This window comes from Curvibacter gracilis ATCC BAA-807, assembly GCF_000518645.1.
Lineage (GTDB): Bacteria > Pseudomonadota > Gammaproteobacteria > Burkholderiales > Burkholderiaceae_C > Curvibacter > Curvibacter gracilis.
The window spans coordinates 100,596-117,416 of record NZ_JADZ01000012.1; the positions used below are offsets into that span (position 1 = coordinate 100,596).

At 62.8% G+C, this 16,821-nt stretch carries 17 protein-coding genes; 11 read left to right on the forward strand and 6 right to left on the reverse strand.

The window, feature by feature from the left end; all coding sequences use genetic code 11:
• Positions 1 to 75: 75 nt before the first annotated feature.
• The 3 genes from L880_RS34355 to L880_RS0110175 all read right to left on the reverse strand — a co-directional run bounded on the left by L880_RS34355 (position 76) and on the right by L880_RS0110175 (position 2,825).
• Complete coding sequence (locus tag L880_RS34355) at positions 76 to 597, reverse strand: hypothetical protein (RefSeq protein WP_051443214.1); 522 nt, start codon at positions 595 to 597, stop codon at positions 76 to 78.
• Between the two features lie 82 nt (positions 598 to 679).
• Positions 680 to 1,864, reverse strand: a complete 1,185-nt coding sequence (locus tag L880_RS0110165) for an AAA family ATPase (RefSeq protein WP_027475591.1) — start codon at positions 1,862 to 1,864, stop codon at positions 680 to 682.
• A gap of 445 nt (positions 1,865 to 2,309) precedes the next feature.
• Positions 2,310 to 2,825 carry a DUF2726 domain-containing protein gene (locus tag L880_RS0110175; RefSeq protein ID WP_084461205.1) on the reverse strand — a complete coding sequence of 172 codons (516 nt, stop codon included), beginning with the start codon at positions 2,823 to 2,825 and terminating at the stop codon, positions 2,310 to 2,312.
• Positions 2,826 to 2,934: 109 nt separating this feature from the next.
• Here L880_RS0110175 and L880_RS0110180 point away from each other — a divergent pair, with 109 nt between their 5' ends.
• The 3 genes from L880_RS0110180 (at position 2,935) to L880_RS34915 (ending at position 5,370) form a co-directional block, all read left to right on the forward strand.
• The gene (locus tag L880_RS0110180) at positions 2,935 to 3,522 is read left to right on the forward strand and encodes a recombinase family protein (RefSeq protein WP_027475593.1); all 588 of its coding nucleotides are present in this window, start codon (positions 2,935 to 2,937) and stop codon (positions 3,520 to 3,522) included.
• Positions 3,523 to 3,619: 97 nt separating this feature from the next.
• Complete coding sequence (locus L880_RS34910) at positions 3,620 to 4,726, forward strand: DUF262 domain-containing protein (RefSeq protein WP_084461207.1); 1,107 nt, start codon at positions 3,620 to 3,622, stop codon at positions 4,724 to 4,726.
• Positions 4,723 to 5,370 (forward strand): MAE_28990/MAE_18760 family HEPN-like nuclease, encoded by a 648-nt coding sequence (locus tag L880_RS34915; protein ID WP_211245305.1) that lies wholly within the window; start codon positions 4,723 to 4,725, stop codon positions 5,368 to 5,370. The genes L880_RS34910 and L880_RS34915 overlap by 4 nt, the downstream gene beginning before the upstream one ends.
• Before the next feature lie 173 nt (positions 5,371 to 5,543).
• Here L880_RS34915 and L880_RS0110190 read toward each other — a convergent pair whose 3' ends face one another.
• Positions 5,544 to 5,789 (reverse strand): hypothetical protein, encoded by a 246-nt coding sequence (locus L880_RS0110190; protein WP_043329138.1) that lies wholly within the window; start codon positions 5,787 to 5,789, stop codon positions 5,544 to 5,546.
• A 138-nt stretch (positions 5,790 to 5,927) separates the two neighbouring features.
• Here L880_RS0110190 and L880_RS0110195 point away from each other — a divergent pair, with 138 nt between their 5' ends.
• Together L880_RS0110195 and L880_RS0110200 are read left to right on the forward strand one after the other, a co-directional pair.
• Complete coding sequence (locus tag L880_RS0110195) at positions 5,928 to 7,394, forward strand: aminotransferase-like domain-containing protein (RefSeq protein WP_211245306.1); 1,467 nt, start codon at positions 5,928 to 5,930, stop codon at positions 7,392 to 7,394.
• 375 nt (positions 7,395 to 7,769) lie between these two features.
• On the forward strand, positions 7,770 to 8,921 hold the full coding sequence (locus L880_RS0110200; RefSeq protein WP_157443420.1) for a porin: 1,152 nt from the start codon (positions 7,770 to 7,772) through the stop codon (positions 8,919 to 8,921).
• A 116-nt stretch (positions 8,922 to 9,037) separates the two neighbouring features.
• Here the strand turns inward: L880_RS0110200 and L880_RS0110205 are convergent, their stop codons facing one another.
• A complete protein-coding gene (locus tag L880_RS0110205) occupies positions 9,038 to 9,982 on the reverse strand; it encodes a LysR family transcriptional regulator (protein ID WP_027475596.1) in 945 nt (314 codons plus the stop codon).
• Between the two features lie 113 nt (positions 9,983 to 10,095).
• On the opposite strand from L880_RS0110205, the gene L880_RS0110210 reads away from it, so the two are divergent.
• From L880_RS0110210 to L880_RS32140, 6 genes are all read left to right on the forward strand, one after another.
• Entirely contained in the window at positions 10,096 to 10,932 is an 837-nt protein-coding gene (locus L880_RS0110210; protein ID WP_027475597.1) for an intradiol ring-cleavage dioxygenase, read from the forward strand.
• Between the two features lie 4 nt (positions 10,933 to 10,936).
• Positions 10,937 to 11,236, forward strand: coding sequence for a YciI family protein (locus L880_RS0110215; RefSeq protein ID WP_027475598.1), 300 nt, complete (start codon positions 10,937 to 10,939; stop codon positions 11,234 to 11,236).
• Positions 11,233 to 11,589, forward strand: coding sequence for a Dabb family protein (locus tag L880_RS0110220; protein WP_027475599.1), 357 nt, complete (start codon positions 11,233 to 11,235; stop codon positions 11,587 to 11,589). Before L880_RS0110215 ends, L880_RS0110220 begins: the two co-directional genes overlap by 4 nt.
• A complete protein-coding gene (locus L880_RS0110225) occupies positions 11,586 to 12,692 on the forward strand; it encodes a maleylacetate reductase (protein ID WP_027475600.1) in 1,107 nt (368 codons plus the stop codon). The genes L880_RS0110220 and L880_RS0110225 overlap by 4 nt, the downstream gene beginning before the upstream one ends.
• Positions 12,693 to 12,716: 24 nt before the next feature.
• Positions 12,717 to 13,730 carry a Bug family tripartite tricarboxylate transporter substrate binding protein gene (locus L880_RS0110230; protein ID WP_027475601.1) on the forward strand — a complete coding sequence of 338 codons (1,014 nt, stop codon included), beginning with the start codon at positions 12,717 to 12,719 and terminating at the stop codon, positions 13,728 to 13,730.
• Between the two features lie 233 nt (positions 13,731 to 13,963).
• Entirely contained in the window at positions 13,964 to 14,497 is a 534-nt protein-coding gene (locus tag L880_RS32140; RefSeq protein ID WP_342669164.1) for a type II toxin-antitoxin system HicB family antitoxin, read from the forward strand.
• Positions 14,498 to 14,661: 164 nt separating this feature from the next.
• Here L880_RS32140 and L880_RS32145 read toward each other — a convergent pair whose 3' ends face one another.
• On the reverse strand, positions 14,662 to 16,587 hold the full coding sequence (locus tag L880_RS32145) for an AI-2E family transporter (protein WP_051443215.1): 1,926 nt from the start codon (positions 16,585 to 16,587) through the stop codon (positions 14,662 to 14,664).
• Positions 16,588 to 16,821: the final 234 nt, after the last annotated feature.

Genomic DNA, 16,821 nt, shown 5'->3' on the forward strand with positions numbered 1-16,821 from the left:
GGGGATGGATCGTTTTTGACCGACCTTGCATGGATCCGATGGATCCACACGCAGTCGTGGCGAGTCAATGCTGGCTCAAAGTGCTTTGCCGGCTTTCAGGAGATGGACCAGGTTTGCAAGCGTGGGGAAATCTGCAGCCTTTCGTTCAATCAACGCTTGGTTGAAGTGCTGGGCCATCTGGAGGGCCGATGCATCGCATCCGAAATGGTGCTTGAAGCGGGTTTTCAGTTGATCAGTATTCAAGCCCTCCACCGGGGCGCCTGCGATTCCCAGCAACAAGGCTTCCAGGCAGGGAGTACACAGCAAGGGCAGGATGCCATGCTTTTTCGCCGTTTTACGCGTGCTGTCATTCCAGCCCTCGTCGGTATCGAACAGGGCGGCTACCGCGTCAAAGCCCTTGTTCTGACACTGCCGACGCGCGACGTCGATGACGTTTCCTGCTCCTTTTCCATGGGCGTTCTTGATGGTGACGGCAACGCCTGAGCCCCGGTGCACATACAGCGCCTTAAGAAGGCCCAGAAAGGCCACCTCAGCATCGCCTTCCCCGACAAGCAGGAGAGTGAGCGCAGCAGCGTGCTTGGAGGCAGCCTTTTTCATCGTCGGGCTGTCCCAAGTTGAACAGCGCCCCCCTGGCGGGCCGTGATCACGCGCAGCGAGGGGGCGTGAGGGCTCGCGTGGCTCATAGCTGGGGCACCGCGCCGTAGGCTCCGGCCATGTACTTGGCGTAAAGGTTGTCGTCGTTTCGCACGCCACTGACACTGTCCAGGCGCCAGGCTGTACTTTGGTTGGTCTCGTCTTTCTCAACCAGCATGACCTGGGATTTATGGACCAGGTTGAGCACTTCGACGGCGTGGCATGTGAACAGCAACTGGGCAGCGTGTGGATTGGTGCGAGGGCTCGCAAAAAGCTCCATCAGGGGTTCAAGCATCAAAGGGTGCAGGTCGTTCTCGAATTCATCAATGACGGCCAAGCCACCGCCGGCCAGCGCTGGCAGCAATTTCGACAGCAAGACCAAGGCACTCTGGGTGCCGTTGGATTCAAGCATGAATGGCAGCTCGAAATCCGTCGTCGGACTGGACGCGTGGACGCCAAAAGGCAGCCACACCTTGCCTTTGCTGCCATCAGGCTGCAGGGTCTCGATTTCCCGAAGCTGGATGTCCTTCAAGCCCAGGTCCCAGCTCTTGAGCAAGGAGACAGCTTGCTTCATCTGTGCGCCCTGCTGCGAGAAATGCGCGGCGGCCTGAACGAGCTGGCCCGGGTCATTGACCTGACGACCGAACTGATGGAGGTTGCTGAACACCATGCCCGCGCTGAGCCGTTGCGCCAACTCGACACCATACTGGGCCGCCGTCGCGATCAACGAGGCGTTGGGCCGCACTTTCCGCGCCTCGGATGCTGCAAGACCAAAGCCCTGCTGCTTGACGTCGTAGCTTTGCGTGCTGTTGTTCCAATCTCTGACAAAGACATAGCGCATGCGCTCATGCTTCACATAAAGCGCCTCATGCAAGACCCGTTGGGGTGTTGCGCGCAGGACATGGCGCCACAGCTTGCCTTCGAAATCGACTTCCAGTTCGAATTCGGAAGGTACGTCGGCCGCTGCCAAATGGGGTTGGAACGGCATCAGCCCTTGGTGCGGGTCTGTGAATGAGTGGGAGATGAACCACTTCAGAAACAGAATGGGTTTGAGCAAAGCGGTTTTGCCGCTGGCATTGGCACCCACAACAGCCATGACCCGGCTGATGCGCTCGCCATGGGGCGCTTGGTCAGACCAGACACCCGATGGCACCTTGCCGTCGAGCACCCAGGACACTTCAGTCCGCTCACGGAACGACTGGAAATTGGAAAAGGCATAGCGGTGCAGCATGCCTTACATTGGATCACAATCCACAAAAAAATGTGGATTACCGCATTTAATGAGGGTAATGTCTTGAGCTTGGGCATCGGTGGTCAAGCGGCGATCATCGCTGCAGGCGCCCCAACAGAAGAACCCTCACCCGTTTCAACTGCTGGTCGGTCACCCCCGACAGCTCCTGTGCCCGATCGCGGTACAGCGGTGCGCCCTGGCTGATCTGATCAGCCCCAAAGGATGCAAACCTGCCATGCGCTGGGCCTTGCTCGCACAGCCCACTCAGGGTGGCCCGGCGGCGGGCTGGTCAGGCCTGGGCGTGACGAGCACACGCTCGGTCAGGTCGGTCGACCTGGGGCAACAGATCGACGGTATGGGCGTCAACGTACTTGACCTCGTAGCGGATGGCCGTTGCCAGTGATGGGGCTGCGTTCTCGCCCCTGGGCAGTGCGGCGTGCCAGTCTCAATCGGCAACGGCGTCTGCCGCCAAAGGCACGGGTGCTGTGACTGGGAATAGGGTGGTGATCAGCTCACCCCGGTCGGGCACGTTCTTGAAGCGGATCACGCGGTAGCCGGCATCGGTCAGCAGGCTTTCACGCGCGCCGTCTTCCTTCTCGCGCCCGCGGTGCGAGGCATCGTCCAGCTCGATGACGGCCACCACCTCAAAGGCTTTGGTGAACACCACAAAGTCGGCCGTCTTGCGGTTGAAGGTGTTGCGCGTGGCTTGTTGTCGGGATGCCAGCAGGGCCGAGAACGACACCTGCGCCAGCACGACATGGGTGCGCTCAGACAGCACCTCGCGCAGGCGCCAATACATGGCTTGCTCGCGTTCGGTCAGGGCGGGCTTCTTCTTGGGCCTTTCCGCTTTGCCTGAGGCTTTGGCATCGCCGCCTGATTTTTGCCTTTGGGTGGCCAGCAGTACCCCCAGCCCGATCACCACCATCAGGGCGATCGGCAAGCCCAAAGAACCCAACTGCATGTGCTACTCCCTGTTTTATGGGTCGGATTTTGCCATTTCTGGGTGCTTGCTCGGCCAATGCATTGCGTCTTCGCCGCGCCTGATGAGGTCCGATGGCGGGTGAGGGTGGGTGGTATTGGGTCTGCCGTCGGTCATCCGGGTTTTATCGACCCGGGAACAAGAAACACACCTGCAGATTGACGCGCTGAATGCCGCAGGGGTCGAGGTCATCTATCAAGAAAAAACCTCCAGCGTTGGGGCGAGGCCTGAGCTGCAAAAGTGCCTGGGCCGGCTGGGACAGGGTGACGTCCTGGTTGTCTACAAAATTGACCGCATTGCTCGATCGCTCAAGGATTTGCTGGCCATCCTGGACCGCATCAGGGAATCCGGCGCCCTGGTGCGCTCACTGACTGAGCCGCTTGATACGAGCTCGGCCATGGGGGCGTTTGTGATTCAGATCCTGGGGGCGGTGGCCCAACTGGAGCGGGGCATCATTCGTGAGCGGTCAATTGCTGGGCAACAGGCCGCAATCGCGCGAGGTGTGAAGGTTGGTCGCCGTCGGGCTTTGTCTGCAGAGGATGAGGCCGAGGTAGTGCGGCTTTATGAGACCGGCCTACACACTCTTAAAGGCTTTGGGACAAAGTTTGATGTTTCGCTATCGGTCATCAAGCGTGCGGTGTATCGTGTCCATCGTCCTTTGCACTCTAGCCTGAAATAAGTGGACTTTGGTTTTTGGCTATCATGCGCATTGATGCTTCATGAATGAAAACTCACGGTGTATCATTTGAGTGTGAAGTTTTGGATTTGGAAAAAATATGGCACTTAATGACGAAATTGCGGATGCTAGACGTGTTATCGTAACCGAAGGTTACGATATGTCGATTGGTGAAATTATTAATCTCTATCGTGATAATGAACTTCAGATTAATCCGGCATATCAGCGACTTTTTCGATGGGATCCCACGCGCAAGGCTCGATTAATTGAATCGATTTTGCTTGGGCTGCCGTTGCCACCTATTTTTGTTTATCAGCGGGATGATGGCGTATGGGAGCTTATTGATGGTCTTCAGCGCGTATCAACTGTTTTGGAGTTTGTTGGCATATTGAAGGGTGCGGAAGGTTTGGCTTTGCCTGGATCACGGTTGGAAGGTACCTCATTTTTGCCAAGTCTTTATAATGTTGGATGGGAGCCGTCATCCCCAGATATGGACGATGGCATAGGAACATCGCTACAGGTTCAGTTGAAGCGTGCACGTATTCGTGTTGAAATCCTCAAGCAAGAAAGTGATCCTCTAATTAAGTATGAGTTGTTTCAGCGGTTGAATACGGGGGGCATTAATTTGTCCCAGCAGGAGGTGAGGAATTCGGTTGCGTTGATGATTAATCCGCAGGTCCATTCGGCGCTTATTGGGTGTGCAGAAAGTCCTCTATTCATGCAGGTAATCGATCAGACTGATGTGGCAATTGAGCGTCAGGCACATGTTGAGTTGGCTGTGAGGTTCTTTGCGTTTAGAAATGTGCCGTACACCCAAAAATTAGATGTTCATGAGTATCTTGATCGATCTTTAGTTGAGTTGTGTACAAGTCAGGTAATAGATTTGGCTTTGGAAGTTAATGCATTTAATCGAACATTTTCCTTGCTGGCCGCTACACTTGGAAACAGTGCTTTTAAGCGCTGGGATGGTAACGCTTTCAGTGGAAAATTTTTGATGAGCGTCTTTGAAGTGGTGGCATTAGGCGTTTCAAGAAATATTGATGCTATAGAGGCGATGGATTCAGAACTTAGAACGGAGTTTCTGAGAGTCAAATGTAGGGATCTTTGGTCTAAGCCCGAGTTTCTCTCGTATTCGGGTGCTGGTGTTAGAGGTACTACACGTCTCGCTAATCTATTGCCAATTGCGCCGGGGTACTTCTTGCCGTGAGTAAAATTCGGACACTTTCTGATTTGCAGGATCATTTGGATAGGGCAATTGCTTGGCGGCTTAAGGAAATTGCTTATGTCAAAAGCTCCGCTAAATCTGCCAAATCATACGCGCAGGCAGCTCTGGTTCGTGCAGGTCTTCCGCTTGTGTATGCACATTGGGAGGGTTTTGTTAAACAGGCGTCCGAGTTTTATTTGGAATATGTTGATAATCAGGGTTTGAAATATAGTGAGCTTGCAACATGTTTTTTTGTTTTTGGTATAAAAAAGCATGTTGCAACCCTGATTGATTCGCGTCAGGCTGTGGCCAATATTGAGGCGGTAGATTTTATTCGCAAAGCTGGCGAACAAAAGGCTAGTCTTACGCTGTCTAATGCTATTAATACGGCGTCGAATTTGAGTTCTTTGGTTTTTTTTAATATTGCTTCGTCGCTTGGTATTTCATTGGATGCCTATCATGCATACTCCAATTTCATTGATAAATCTTTAGTTGATAGACGTAATAAGATTGCTCATGGTGAGTATTTGGATCTGGATGCTGAGTCCTTTGAAGGTATTTCGGAACAAGTGCTTGTCTTAATGCGCATGTACAAGAATGATGTTGAGAACTTGGCCTCTATGAGTGCATACAGAATTCCTCCTTGATTATCTGCGCGTCATGTGCATCATGCGTGCGCATTTCTGCGTCATTGCCTTTTCTCTTGGGGTTTGTATGGAGCCAGTAAATCCCATTATGTTGGTCCATCTATCTCCGCTTCCGCCAGTAAATAAAAAACGGACCCCAAGGTCCGTTTTTCACATCTGCCCGTCAAACCCCCTCACGGAAAGCTCAACTCCAACCCCAGCGTGCTCGCCAGCTCGAAGGTGACCACGCCCAGAACCAGCAACGACAGCATGAAGCCGGCGGCCACCTTGCCGCTGGCGCGCAGCACGGCTCGGGTCTCTTGTTCGCGTTGTTTCTTGTCCTTCTTGCCTTGGTCGTAATGCCATTTGATGGCGTAGAACATGCCGGTGCCCAGCACGAGCAGCTTGAAGGTGGCGAAGACGATGGGGATCCAGTCCATGATTTGGGGGCTTTCCTGGTGGTTGATCGATGCTGTTGGCTGTGGCGGGGGTGAACGGCCACGATGGCCTGCGAAAGGGGTGGGGTGGCCTGTCCTTGGGCATACTAATCAAAAGCAATTTCCATACATTGAGACAAAATGCCCACCCCAAAAAGCATACAAGATGAGGCTTTGCCAGGCTGGTTGCCGTGGCTGGCGGTGCGCGGTGGGCCCCGTTTTTTGCAGATTGCGGACGCCTTGCAGGCGGCGGTGGCTGATGGATCGCTGAAGCCCGGTGACCGGCTGCCCCCGCAGCGCCAGATGGCCGCGTGGCTGGCGGTGGACCTGACGACGGTCACGCGCGCCTACGACGAGGCGCGGCGCCGCAGGCTGCTGGAGGGGCGTGGTGCCCGGGGCACCTATGTGGCGGCGCCCAAGGTCGAGCTGAGCGCCGTGCTCGACCTGAGCATGAACACCCCGCCACCGCCGCAGGGGGTGGATTTTGACGACCTGTTGAAACAAGGCCTGTCTCAAGTGCTGATGAGGGCCGATGGCGGCATGTTGATGACCTACCACCTGGCCGGCGGCAGCGACTCCGACCGGCAGGCTGGGGCCCGGTGGCTTGAACCGATGCTGGGGCCGCTGGAGGCCAGTCAGTTGGTGGTCTGCCCGGGGGCGCAGGCGGCCATCGCCGCCTTGATGCTGGCGTTGACGGCACCGGGCGATGTCATCCTGACCGAGCCCATGGGCTACCCGGGCTTGCGTGCCGCGGCGACCCAGTTTGGCCGGCGCATCCAGGTGGTGGAGGCGGACGAGCACGGCATGCTGCCCGATCGGCTGGAGCAAGCCTGCCGCCAGCACCAGCACCAGCACCAGCACCAGCACCAGCACCAGCACCAGCACCAGCACCAGCACCAGCACCAGCACCCGCCCGGGCTGCTCTACCTCAATCCGACCTTGCAGAACCCGACCGCCATCACCATGCCGCAGCACCGGCGCCAGGCGCTGGCCAGCGTGGCCCAGCGCTGCCAGCTGCGCATCATCGAAGACGACCCCTACTGGCGCCTGGCCGATGCCGCGCCCCCTCCGGTGGCCACCTATGCGCCAGAGCAGGTGTACTACATCTCCACCCTGTCGAAATGCCTCACGCCCGGCTTGCGGGTGGCCTATGTGCTGATGCGCGACCTGCAAGAGCGAGAGCGCTTTCTGCTTGCGCTGAGGTCTTTTGCGCTGATGGCGGCCCCGCTGAGCGCCGCCCTGGCCACGCAGTGGATCTTCGACGGTTCGGCCGACGCCTTGATGCAAGGCGTGCGCCAGGAGGCGCGCCAGCGCCACTGGATGGCCCGGGATGTGCTGGCCGGGCGCTACAGCGGCGCTGGCGACGGCCTGCATGTGTGGCTGCAGTTGCCGGCGTACTGGAGCCCCTCGCAACTGGCCCGCGCCGCCGACAACGAGGGCATTGCCGTCACGCCGGCAGACGCCTTTGCCATGGGTACCGGGTCGGCCAATGCCATCCGGATCTCCTTGGGCGGCATCCAGGACCGTGGGCGCTTGCAGGCCGGCCTGCAGCGGCTGTCGCATTTGCTGGCGCGGCCGCCGGAGGCGTTCAGCGCTGCGGTGGTGTGACTGGCCCGGCAGCCGGGCGCGCCGTGCGGGGGGGGCGGCCCGTCATGCGCCGTTGTTGTTCGTTCAATGAACTCACACTATTTCTGTTCAAGAAATATTACAAACTCAAATACCAGTTTTTATTGTGCGTCATGACTTGATTGTCACGAAGCCGAGACGGGTGACGGGCAAAGTTGGCACAGCCTTGCCATCGTGGTTCGGCAAACGAAGGGGGTCAGCGGGTGATGGGCTTGTGTGGCCCGGGCTTGCCAAGCCCCGTTCGAGCAACTTGTTGCCGCCATGCCCCGCAGGCGAACTGCCCGTGCGGGTGAGGTCGGCATCGCCTTTCAACGCAATCTAGTCGTCAGCCAGGCGCTGACGAATCGAGGACACATGATGAAAAAGACCCTGATCGCTCTGGCCGCCCTGGGCGCGCTGACTTCGGTGGCGCAAGCCCAATCGAGCGTGGCTTTGTATGGCCTGCTGGACAGTGGCGTGCGCCACGACAGCGCCGGCCCCAAGGGCAGTGCAGGCAACACCGGTACGCAGAACCTGTTCACCTCGGGCATTCTGAACACCTCGCGCTTCGGCTTCCGTGGCACGGAAGACCTGGGCGGCGGCATGAAGGCCAACTTCAACCTGGAGTCGGGCATCAACGCGGGCACGGGTGCCGGCTCCAGCACCAGCAACATCTTCGACCGCCGCGCCGTGCTGGGCATGGAAGACAGCTGGGGCCGTGTCGACATCGGCCGCAACACCACCTTTGCCTATGACCTGCAGGCGGGCTATGTGAACGATCCGCTGGGCCAGGAGCTGACCACCAACCGCCAGAACGCCGCCGTGTCGGCCACCTCGGTGAACCCCCTGGGCACCCTGGTGGGTTCGGCCTTGGACACCTCGCGCCGCGACAACATGGTCAAGTACCTGAGCCCCAAGCTGGCAGGCACCAATCTGGGTCTGGCTTACTCGTTCGGCAACGTGTCGGGCTCCACCGCCGCCAACTCGTCGGTGCAGTTCATGGCCAAGTACGACGTTCGCCCCCTGCAGCTGGGCTTGTCGTATGACCGCCTGCGCGACACCGCCGGCCGCAAGCAAACCCTGTTGACCACAGGCGGCAACTACATCTTCGAAGGCTACAAGGTCACCGGTGGCTACACCCAGATGCAGGCCGACGCCGGCTTTGTGAACAGCAACACCTCGATCCTGACCAACTCGGGCTCCAGCACCTCGCTGTACAAGTTCCTGGCCGGCGCCTCGGCCAGCACCACCGGCCTGAAGGCCGCGGTGTTCGACTTGGGCGTGGGCTTCAATGCCACGCCGCTGACCCAGGTGGTGGTGGCCTACTACAACACCAAGTACAGCGCCGATGGCCTGTCGTCCAACCGTTACGACACCTTTGCCGCCCGCGCCCGCTACACCCTGAGCAAGCGCACCGACCTGTACGCCGCCATCGACTACACCAAGGCCAAGGGCATGACGGCCGCCCAGACCGCCAGCGGCACCACCAGCAACACCGGCCTGTCGGTCGGTATCCAGCACCGCTTCTGACGGGCTGAACCGGGCGGGCGCTGCCGCGCCGGCCCGGTTTGCCAGGTGATTTCTCATTGCGTTTCACCCGCCCCGCCTGCCAGCGTGGCGGGTTTTTTCATGGGCGGCTCATCGGCTCATCGGCCGACCGTGCGCTGCAGCCCCATGAAGCTGGTCCATTTGCGCTCGGCCTCATCGCGCTCGAACTCGGCCACCATGAAGTCGATGAAGGAGCGCACCTTGGCCGACAGGTGCCGCCGGTTGGGGTAGGCGATGTTGATCTGGATGCGGGGCAGGTCCCAGTCGTTGAGCAGCGGCACCAGCCGGCCCGCCACGATGTCGTCGTACACGATGTAGCTGGGCTGCACCAGAATGCCCAGGCCGCTGAGCGCGGCGGCGCGCAGCACCTGCCCGTCGTTGGATTCGAGCAGGCCCTGGATAGGCACGGTCTGGGTCTGTTCGCCCCGGCTCAGGCGCAGCTCGTGGGCGTTGTTGGCGTGCACATAGATCAGAAAGTCGTGGCCCGCCAGCGCCTCGGGTGTCTGGGGCTGGCCCCGCTCGGCCAGGTAGCTGGCCGAGGCGCACAGCACCCGGCGGGTCGAACCCAGGCGCCGGATGGTGATGCTGCTGTCGGGTTCGAACTCGCGGTTGCGGATGGCCACATCGATGCCGTTGTCGATCATGTCCAGGTAGCGGTTGGCGGTTTCGATGTGGATGCGCACCTGGGGGTAGAGCTGGTGGTAGCGCACCAGGCGCGGCGCGATCTGCTGCATCGAAAACGACAGCGAGGCGCTGATGCGCAGCACGCCAGACGGGTTCAAGGTGCTGGAGTGGACGGCCGCCTCGGCCTCTTTCAGCTCGGCCAGCAGGGCGCGGGCGCGTTCGTAAAAATCCTGCCCCTCGCTGGTCAGGTACAGGCGCCGCGTGTTGCGCTCGACCAGGCGGGCGCTGAGCCGGGCCTCGAGTGAGGCCAGGTAGCGGCTGGCGGCCGGGTTGGACAGGCCCAAGGCCTCGGCCGCGCCGCCCAGGCTGCCCAGTTCGGCCACTTTGACAAACAGTTCCAGCTCGGTGAGGCGATCCATATTTCCATTTTATGGAAATATGATTTCCTTCGAATGCTGTTTTATTCTTCTGCGTGAAATTCTAAAGTGTCACCCAGGGCCCAGGCAGAGGCCTCAACCCCAGGAGACACGGCATGCGCAACCTCAATCAAGACAACATCACCCAGGCGGTCATCGCCAGCTTTGGCGACACCCGCGACCCCAGGCTCAAAGAGATCGTGATCAGCCTGGTGCAGCACCTGCATGCCTTTGCCCGCGAGGTGAAGCTGACCGAGGCGGAGTGGTTTGCCGGCATCGAGTTCCTGACCCGCTGCGGCCACATCACCGACGAGCGCCGGCAAGAGTTCATCCTGCTGTCCGATGTGCTGGGCCTGTCGATGCTCACGGTGGCCATGAACCAGGACAAGCCCCATGGCTGTACCGAGGCCACGGTCTTCGGGCCCTTCCATGTCAAGAACGCCCCCCATTACGAGCTGGGGGCCGACATCTCCAACGGCGCCAAGGGCACACCCTGCCTGGTGCGCGGTCGGGTGCTCGACACCCGGGGCCAGCCGGTGGCCGGGGCGCATCTGGATGTCTGGCAATCGGACGAGGACGGCCTGTACGACGTGCAGCACGAGGGCCTGACCCAGGCCCAGGCGCGCGGCACCTTGAACGCCGATGCCCAGGGCCGCTACCACTTCCGCTCCATCGTGGCCGTGCCCTACGCCATTCCGCACGATGGGCCGGTGGGTGCGCTGCTGGAGGCCACCGGCCGCCATCCCTGGCGGCCCGCCCACCTGCACTTCAAGATCGACGCGCCGGGCTACCAGAGCCTGATCACCCATGTGTTCCGCGATCAGAGCGACTACCTCGACTCAGACGCGGTGTTCGGCGTGCGCCAGTCGCTGGTGTGCGACTGGGTGCCCCAGCCCGACGGCTCTTACCTGCTGGAGTACGACTTCGTGCTCAACCCGGCCTCGGCGCAATAACACCATGCTGTACGCCTTTCACCTCATCGACCGGCCCGGGTCGGCCGCGCTGCGCCTGCAAATGCGCCCCGAGCACAAAGCCTGTCTGGCCCAGCTTCAAGAGCGCATCGCTTTTGCCGGCCCCCTGCTGCAAGACGATGGCCAGACCATGGTCGGCAGTCTGCTGGTCATCGACTTCCCCGGCCGTGCGGCGGCCGAGGCCTGGCTGGCGCAAGAGCCGTTTCACCGCTCAGGCCTGTACGCCAGCGTGCAGATCCACGCCTTCAGCAACCTCTGGCCCCAGCGGATCGGATTCGCCCCATGAACCCAGGCTCACTTGTGCGCCACATCGTGATGTGGAACATCGCCGGGGCCACGCCGGCAGAAAAGCGCGCCAACATCGAGCGCCTGCGCCAGGGCTTCGAGCGGCTCAGGGGCCGCATTCCCGGCCTGCTGCAGCTGGACATCGGTGTGGACAGCAGCGGGGTCGACTATGCCTGCGACGTGGTGCTCTACAGCGAGTTCGCATCGCAGGCCGCCCTGGAGGCCTACGCCGCCCACCCCGAGCACCTGCAACTGAAGGCCGAACTGGGCAGCATGCGCACGGCACGCCATCAGGTGGACTACGCCTGGGCGCCCCTGGCGGCCGCGATCGACACCCCGGAGCCACCCCAATGAACGACTTCATCTACCAGGCCCAATCGCCCCGCGTCGTGTTCGGCGCCGGTTCGCTCCAGCACCTGGAGCGCGAAATCGATCTTCTGGGCGCGCGGCGGGCCTTGGTCCTCTGCACCCCCCAGCAGGCCGGCGCGGCCCAGGCCGTGGTCGATCGCCTGGGCCCGCGTGCGGCGGGCCTGTACGCCCAGGCCGTGATGCACGTGCCCATCGAAACCGCCCGCGCAGCCCGTGCCGAGGCCGCCCGCCTGCAGGCCGATTGCGCCATCGCGCTGGGCGGTGGCTCGACCATCGGGCTGGGCAAGGCCATCGCCCTGGAGTCGGGGCTGCCGATCGTGGCCATCCCCACCACCTATGCCGGCAGCGAGATGACCCCGATCTACGGCATCACCGAGGCCGGGCTCAAAAAGACGGGGCGCGACCCCCGCGTCCTGCCGCGCACCGTGATCTACGACCCCGAGCTGAGCCGCAGCCTGCCCCTGGCCCTCAGCGCCACCAGCGGCATGAACGCCATCGCCCACGCGGTCGAGGGCCTGTACGCCAGCGACAGCAACCCTATCCTGGACCTGATGGCCGAGGAGGGCATCCGGGCCCTGGCCACGGCCCTGCCGCAGATACGCGAGCAGCCCCCACACCTGGTCCAGCCGAACCAGCCGGCCCCGGCCGGCGACGCCCGCGCCCAGGCCCTGTATGGCGCCTGGTTGTGCGGCAGCGTGCTGGGGCAGGTCAGCATGGCCTTGCACCACAAGCTGTGCCACACCCTGGGCGGCAGCTTCAACCTGCCCCATGCCGAAACCCACACCGTGGTGCTGCCGCATGCGCTGGCCTTCAACCTGCCGCAGGTGCCCCTGGCCGCCCAGCGCATCGCCCGGGCGCTGGGCCTGCCCCACGCGGGGCAAGCCGCCACGGGCCTGTACGACCTGGCCCGCTCGCTGGGCACGCCGCTGGGCCTGCGTGAGCTGGGCCTGCAAGAGCGCGACCTCGACCGCGTCTGCGAACTCGCCCTGACCCAGCAATACCCCAACCCGCGGCCCCTGGAGCAGGCCGCGCTGCGCCAGCTTTTGCAAATGGCCTACGAAGGCACCCGGCCGCTTGCGGCGGACTGAACCCCACAACAACCAGGAGACAACATGACACGCCAAACCACCGCCCCCCGATCCAGCCCCAGGCTGGCCCAGCCCCTTTCCCGCCGTCTTTGCCACCTGGCCCTGCTCGGCCTGGCCGCAGCGGCCTGCGGCCCGACCCTCGCCCAGGACAAGTACCCGAGCAAGGTGATCAAGGTCATCGTGCCGTTCCCGGCCGGAACCGCCCCCGACGTGATGGCCCGGTTCTGGGGCGAGCGGCTGGGTAAGGCCCTGGGGCAGGGGGTGGTCGTCGACAACAAGCCCGGGGCCAGCACCATCGTGGGCACCCAGCAGTTTGTGGCCTCGCCGGCGGACGGCTACACCTTTCTGTACACCGCCAGCGGCACGGTGGCCATCAACCCCTACGTCTACAAAAAGCTGCCCTACCAGACCAGCGATCTGGTGCCCGTGATCCAGACCCTGTCGATCCCGCTGGTGATCAGCGTGGCGGCCAGTTCGCCCTACAAGACCCTGGGCGACCTGATCAAGGACGCCAAGGAGCACCCCAACCAGCTCAGCTACGCCTCCTACGGCGTGGCCACGGCGCCCCATGTGTCGATGGCCTACTTTGCCAACAGCGCCAACATCACGCTGAACCATGTGCCCTACAAGGACGGCGGCCTCAACGACATCGTGGGCGGCCAGGTGGGCACGGCCTTCAGCCCGATCGCCGATGTGTTGCAGTTCATCCGCACCGGCCGGGTCCGCGCGCTGGCCGTGTCCAGCCGGCAACGCCTGGAATCCCTGCCCCAGGTGCCCACCGTGGCCGAGACCTTCCCGGGCTTCGAGGGCGACTCCTGGCATGGCGTGTTCGCTTTGAAGGGCACACCGCAGGCCGTCATCGATCAGGTGTCGTCGATCTCCCAGAAGATCGTGGCCTCCGACGAGTACCGCAAATACCTGGCCAGCATGGGCCTGGTGCCCATCGGCGGCAGCCCCGAAACCTTTGCCACCGTGCTGCAGGCCGACAGCAAGCGCTGGATGGCGGTGGTCAAGAACAACAACATCAGCCTGGATTGAGGAGCTCGCCCCGGCCTGACTCGCACGGGGCAGAACGGGGCTGCTTCATGGCGTTGCGCAGGCGTTCGGACTGGTTTCATTTCAACGCTTTGAGGGGGGGCTTGGATTGGTCGTCCGTCAGCATCAAACGCCCGTCGGCTGCGGCACCGCGAGCGCGGGCTTTTCCCGACGCGCTTGGCCGGGCTGGGGCATGGTTGACGTTTTGACCGCCTTGCGGTCCATCGGAAGACCAGATGCTCAAGTTCCCTGCCTGTTTTGAGGAGTCCGTCCATGGCGGCTTCGTCGTCACCTTTCGCGACATTCCCGAGGCGATCACCCAAGGCGACACCTTCGCGCAGGCGCATGCCATGGCGATCGATGCCCTGACCACCGCGATGGACTTCTATGTGGAAGACCGGCGCCCGGTGCCCCTGCCCAGCACGGCGCGCTCGGGTGAGCACCTGCTTGCATTGCCTCCCACCATCGTGGCCAAGGTGTTGCTGCACAACACCTGCCTTGAATCCCGTACTCGGCCCGCCGATCTGGCACGCGCCATGGGCATCAAGCCCCAGGAGGTCCACCGCATTCTGGATCTGCACCACGCCACCCAGATCGACACCCTGGCCGTCGCGTTCCGCGCCTTGGGGTGTGAGTTGGTGATTCAGGCCCGGCCTTTGCCTTTGCTTTCGCCGCCCTCGTGCCTGGCATCTGGCTCATCAAGCGCTTCGTCAAGCGCTTCGGCCACTTCGTGTCGGGCTGACCAGTCGTTGGACAAGGTCCGCAGGTAGATCGGGATCAGCAGAACACAGATGCCCCACAGGACCAGGACCACCATCAGGACGAGCAAAAACAGGGTGATGAGCATGGCGGCCATTGTTTGCGTCGCGGCGTCGCGGCCGGGCTGTTCAGCGCGGTAGGCAGCTCTGGTGCCGCGTCAAATGGATGGGCGGCTTCAACCCTTGGCCGTCGAACCCCGCTTGGCCTGGTCCGCCTCCAGCGCGCAGTTCACGGCATCGCGGAACGACTCCACCACCATCACCCCCGGGGGCGCCTGGGTGTGTGTGGCCTGGCCGGTCACCCAGGCGGGCAGCTGCACCTGGATCAGGTTGGCCTGGGGCAGGTCTTGCTGCAGCTGCAGCACCAGGGTCTGGGTGGCGGCCTCGGATTCGCCGCTCTGGATGAAGACCCGGGCCACGCTGTCGGTGCGGGCCTCGGGCGGGGCCGCATCGGTGTCGGTCACCGACATGTGGCGCGCGTCCAGGCCAGCGTCGCGCAGGGCGCGGGTCAGCAGCTCGGTCATCATTTCGTCGCCGATGCTGCCCTGGCCGATGCACAGGTTCAGCGAGCCGGTGGGCACGCTCAGCGGGCCTTGCCAGCGGCCCATCTCGGCCTCGCGCTGGCGGCGCAAGGCCACGCCGGGGCTGCTCAGGTCCAGCACCGTGTGCGCCTCGCCACGCTGTCGGCGGCGCGGTTTGCCGTCCAGCGCGCCGATCACATCCACCACCACCTGTTGCATGCGCTGGGCTTGTTCGGGGCTGATCAGGCCCAGTTCGTGGTCGCGGGCTGCCAGTTGCAGGGCCGGCAGCACGATGTTGTCGCAGTAGCTGGCAAAGCTTTTTTTCTTCAGGTAGGCGCGGGCCTGGGCGATCAGGTCGTGCGCGTCGCCCGACAGGGTGCGCTGGTAGAAGCGCTGCGGGCGTGTCAGCGAGGGCCCGTCGCCCAGCAGGATGTCAAGAAACTTCAGCGAGGGCACATAGCGCCCGGCCACCAGCAGGCACAGGGTCAGCGGGGTGGCCAGCAGCAGGCCCACCGGGCCCCACAACGCACTCCAGAAGATGGCCGCAATCACCACCGACAGCGGCGACAGGCCCGTGCTGTGCCCGTACAGCAGGGGCTCGACCACCTGGGCGGCCAGCACCTCGACCACCAGGAAGGCGGTCAGCGTCAGCAGCATCAGCGTCCAGCCGGGCTCCACCGCGGCGCCCAGCAGCACGGCGGGCACGGCCGCGATCAGCACGCCGATGTAGGGCACGAAGCGCATCAGCGCCGTCAGCACGCCCCACAGCATGGCGTGCGGCAGGTCGATGGCCCACAGGGCCAGCCACACCACCGCCCCCACGCCGAAGTTGACCGCAAACTGCGACACGAAGTAGCGCGACAGGCGCGCGCCCACATCGTTGAGCACCTCGGTGCTGGCGCGCAGGTCGTGCCCGCCGATCAGGCGCAGCAGGCGGTCGCGCAGCGATTCATGCTCCAGCAGGGTGAACAGCATCACGATCAGCACGATGCCCGCGGTGGCCAGCGGCTCCCACAGCGAGCCGGCCAGGTGGGACAACACGCTCAGCGAGGTGGGCGGCGGCGGGTAGACCTCGACCTGCACGCGCTCGCCGTTGGTACTGCCATTGATGTTGGCCTTGAGCCGGCTGGCGGCATTGCGGCTGGGCGTTGGGCGCTCGGGCTCGCTCAGGTGCTTGAACAGGCGCCCGGCCGTGCCCTGCAGCGAGTCCATGCGGTCCACGGTCAGCTCTTTCACGGTGGCCACCTTGGCGCGTATCGACGATTCGTACTGCGGCAGGCTGGCGGTCATGTCCACCAGTTGCAGGCCCAGCATCACGGCCAGGGCGGCCATGCCGGCGCACAGGCTGCCCACGGCGGTCAGCACCGCGGGGGTGGCGGGCAGGCCGATGTGGCGCAGGCGCCTGACCAGGGGGGCGATCAGCAGGCTCAGCATGGCGGCCAGGGCCACCGGCACCAGCACCTCGCGCGCCAGGTACAGCAGGCCCAGCACGATGGCGCAGGACACCAGCGGGCTGGTGCTCAGGCCGCTGCGCCAGTGCTCGGCCTGTGGACGGGGAGTGGGGTCGACGGGAGAGGTCACTCTGGTGCGATCGGCTGGTTTGGGTTGATGGACGGCATCGAATTGATGCTGGATCATAACGAGCACCTGCTCTGTGCCGCCCGGCGGCAAAGCCCTCCCGCAGCCATGCCCATCGTGAATACCAGCTAGTGCAAGGGTGTACTGGGCCGCGCCGGTGCCGGCGGCGGACAATCGCGGGCGATCCAGGGGCTGGCGGGCGCACAGTCTGCCCGGCCGGCCTTCATTCCGAACCAC